Origin of the sequence: Pseudomonas sp. NPDC087814 (assembly GCF_044742865.1) — a bacterium.
GTDB lineage: Bacteria > Pseudomonadota > Gammaproteobacteria > Pseudomonadales > Pseudomonadaceae > Aquipseudomonas.
This window is the reverse complement of the sequence record NZ_JBIUVK010000008.1, coordinates 1-2,865: the sequence shown is the minus strand read 5'-3', so window position 1 is coordinate 2,865 and position 2,865 is coordinate 1. Positions and strand designations below refer to the sequence as shown.

Below are 2,865 nucleotides of genomic sequence, written 5' to 3'. Positions count from 1 at the left end.
GGGGGTGGGGGTTTGGCCGTTTCTGGTTTGTCTAAATCACCTTTTTTCCCCCCCCCCCCCCCCCTTCCCCCCCCCCCCCCGCTCCCACATTTGATTTGTGTTCATCCTGCAATTACGGCAAGTCGCGACTCGCGTAAAACGCACTCAACACCTTCACCAGGTGCGCCAGGTCGTGGCTGCCGCACAGCTCGCGAATCGAGTGCATCGCAAACGTCGGCAAGCCGATATCCACGGTGCGCACGCCCAGGTGGCTGGCGGTGATCGGGCCGATGGTCGAGCCGCAACCCATGTCGCTGCGAACCACAAAGCTTTGCACCGGCACTTCTTCGGCCATGCACAGGTGGCGGAAGAACCCGGCGGTTTCGCTGTTGGTGGCGTAGCGCTGGTTGCTGTTGACCTTGATCACCGGGCCGGCATTGAGTTTCGGGCCGTGGTTGGCGTCGTGCTTCTCGGCGTAGTTGGGGTGCACGCCGTGGGCGTTGTCGGCAGACACCAGCAGCGACTTCTGGATAGTGCGTACGAACTCATCGCCCTCGGGCAGCAGGCGACGCAGGGTCTGCTCCAGCATCGGGCCGTCGGCACCGCAGGCGGAGCACGAGCCGACTTCTTCGTGGTCGTTGCAGACCAGCACGCAGGTTTCATCGGTTTCGGCGGTGAGCAGGGCTTGCAGGCCGGCGTAGCACGACAGCAGGTTGTCGAGGCGGGCACCGGCGATAAAGTCGCCATTGAGGCCGATCACGGCCGCGCTCTGGGTGTCGTAGAAGCTCAGCTCATAGTCGAGCACCACGTCAGCGTTCAACCCGTGTTCACGAGCCAGTTGCTCGGTCAGCACTGCGCGGAAGTCCACGCGCTCGTCACCGGCGAACTGCGCAAGGATCGGCGGCAGTTCGGTCTGGGCATTGATCGCCCAACCCTGGTTGGCTTCACGGTTCAGGTGAATGGCCAGGTTGGGGATGATCGCGATGGGCAGCTTGAAGTCGATCAGCTGGCTTTCGACCTTGCCGTCGCGGCGGAAAGTGACGCGGCCGGCCAGGGACAGATCGCGGTCGAACCACGGCGCCAGCAGCGCGCCGCCGTACACTTCCACACCCAGTTGCCAGAAGCCCTGGCGTTGCAGTTCAGGCTGTGGCTTGACCCGCAGGCACGGGCTGTCGGTGTGGGCGCCGACCAGGCGGATGCCGCCTTGCAGGGGCGAGTGGCGGCCGAGCTTGAAGGCGATGATCGAGGAGTCGTTGCGGGTCACGTAATAGCGCCCGTTGGCCTCGGTGGTCCAGGTCTCGCGCTCGTCAAGACGCTGGAAACCGGCCGCTTCCAGGCGCTGTGCAAGGGCGGCGGTGGCATGGAACGGGGTAGGGGAGGCCTTGAGGAAGTCGATCAGGCCTTGGTTCAACTCTTCGCGCATAAGTAGCTCCAGACAGCAATGGCGCGAGTTTACCGTCCGACGGGATAAGTGCACAGAACAAATGTGGGAGCGGGCTTGCTCGCGAATGCGGTGTGTCAGTCGCCGAATGGGCTAACTGATCCACCGCATTCGCGAGCAAGCCCGCTCCCACATTTTAATTGCGTTTACAGGTTAAAACGGCGCGGGGCACTCGAAGCGCAGACGCTCGCCGCTCTGGGGATGGGTGAAGCTCAACATGCTGGCGTGCAGACACAGGCGTGGCCAGGCAGCCAAGGCCTGTTCATGGGCGTACAAGCCATCGCCCAGCAACGGATGCCCGATGGACAGCATATGCACGCGCAGTTGATGTGAGCGGCCGGTGATCGGTGTCAGCTCAACCCGGCACCAGTCGCCGCAACGCTCCAGGACTTTCCAGAAGGTCAGCGCGTTCTTGCCGAACTCGTGGTCCACCACGTGCCGTGGCTTGGTCGGTGGGTCGTAGCGCAAGGGCAAGTCGATGCTGCCGCTGTCCAGTTCCGGTTGGCCCCAGCAGAGTGCGGTGTAGGCCTTTTCGGTTTCCCGGTCATGAAACTGGCGGGACAGTTCACGGTGGGTATCCGCGTCTCGGGCCAGCAGGATGATCCCGGACGTTTCCCAGTCCAGGCGATGGACGATGCGAGCTTCGGGGTAGCCGTTTTCCTGCAGGCGGGTGATCAGGCAGTCCTTGTTGTCGTCGGCGCGACCGGGCACCGAGAGCAGCAGGGTAGGCTTGTTCACCACCAGGACAGCAGCGTCCTGATGAAGGATATGGACATTGGACAACGGCATTAAAACAGCCTCGTAACAAACGCCAACGGCGGCTCGCTCACCCGGCCCCGTGAGGGGAGCCAGGTAACCGAGCCGCCGTGGCGACCGCCTTTTCGATCAACGATCAGGCAGGGTGATATTGAGTTCCAGAATCGAGCAGCTGCCGTCATTTTCCAGGGCGACATGCACGTCATCGTTACCGATGTTGACGTACTTGCGGATCACTTCCACCAGTTCCTTCTGCAGGGCTGGCAGGTAATCCGGGGTGCTGCGTTGGCCGCGTTCGTGCGCCACGATGATCTGTAGACGCTCTTTCGCTACCGACGCGGTGCTGACCTTTTTGCTGGCACGAAAGAAGTCAAAAAGATTCATTATCTACCTCCAAACAGGCGCTCGAAGAATCCCTTCTTCTCGACATCAAGGAACCGGTGCTCCACGGTTTTGCCCAGCAGGCGGTCAACCGCATCGCTGTAGGCCTGGCCAGCATCACTCTGGTCGTCGAGAATCACCGGCACGCCCTGGTTGGAAGCCTTGAGCACTGCCTGGGATTCCGGAATGACGCCGAGCAGGGTCACTGCCAGAATTTCTTTGACGTCTTCAACACCGAGCATTTCGCCATTGCTGACACGCTCCGGGTTGTAGCGGGTCAACAGCAGGTGTTCCTTGATCGCGTCCTC

At 61.8% G+C, this 2,865-nt stretch carries 3 protein-coding genes and 1 pseudogene; all 4 read right to left on the bottom strand.

Features of this window, described 5'->3' with window-relative positions:
* Positions 1–112: 112 nt before the first annotated feature.
* Complete coding sequence (locus tag ACIOMR_RS08950; RefSeq protein ID WP_003209095.1) at positions 113–1,402, bottom strand: M18 family aminopeptidase; 1,290 nt, start codon at positions 1,400–1,402, stop codon at positions 113–115.
* A 171-nt stretch (positions 1,403–1,573) separates the two neighbouring features.
* The gene (locus tag ACIOMR_RS08945) at positions 1,574–2,209 is read right to left on the bottom strand and encodes an RluA family pseudouridine synthase (RefSeq protein WP_008432172.1); all 636 of its coding nucleotides are present in this window, start codon (positions 2,207–2,209) and stop codon (positions 1,574–1,576) included.
* 96 nt (positions 2,210–2,305) lie between these two features.
* A complete protein-coding gene (gene minE, locus ACIOMR_RS08940) occupies positions 2,306–2,560 on the bottom strand; it encodes a cell division topological specificity factor MinE (protein WP_401193550.1) in 255 nt (84 codons plus the stop codon).
* A pseudogene (locus ACIOMR_RS08935) lies at positions 2,560–2,865 on the bottom strand (septum site-determining protein MinD); the annotation flags it as partial. The pseudogene ACIOMR_RS08935 and the gene minE, both read right to left, overlap by 1 nt.

Coding starts and splice junctions, on each gene's coding strand:
- ACIOMR_RS08950 (WP_003209095.1), bottom strand. CDS start 1,402: ATGCGCGAAGAGTTGAACCAAGGCCTGATCGACTTCCTCAAGGCCTCC.
- ACIOMR_RS08945 (WP_008432172.1), bottom strand. CDS start 2,209: ATGCCGTTGTCCAATGTCCATATCCTTCATCAGGACGCTGCTGTCCTG.
- minE (WP_401193550.1), bottom strand. CDS start 2,560: ATGAATCTTTTTGACTTCTTTCGTGCCAGCAAAAAGGTCAGCACCGCG.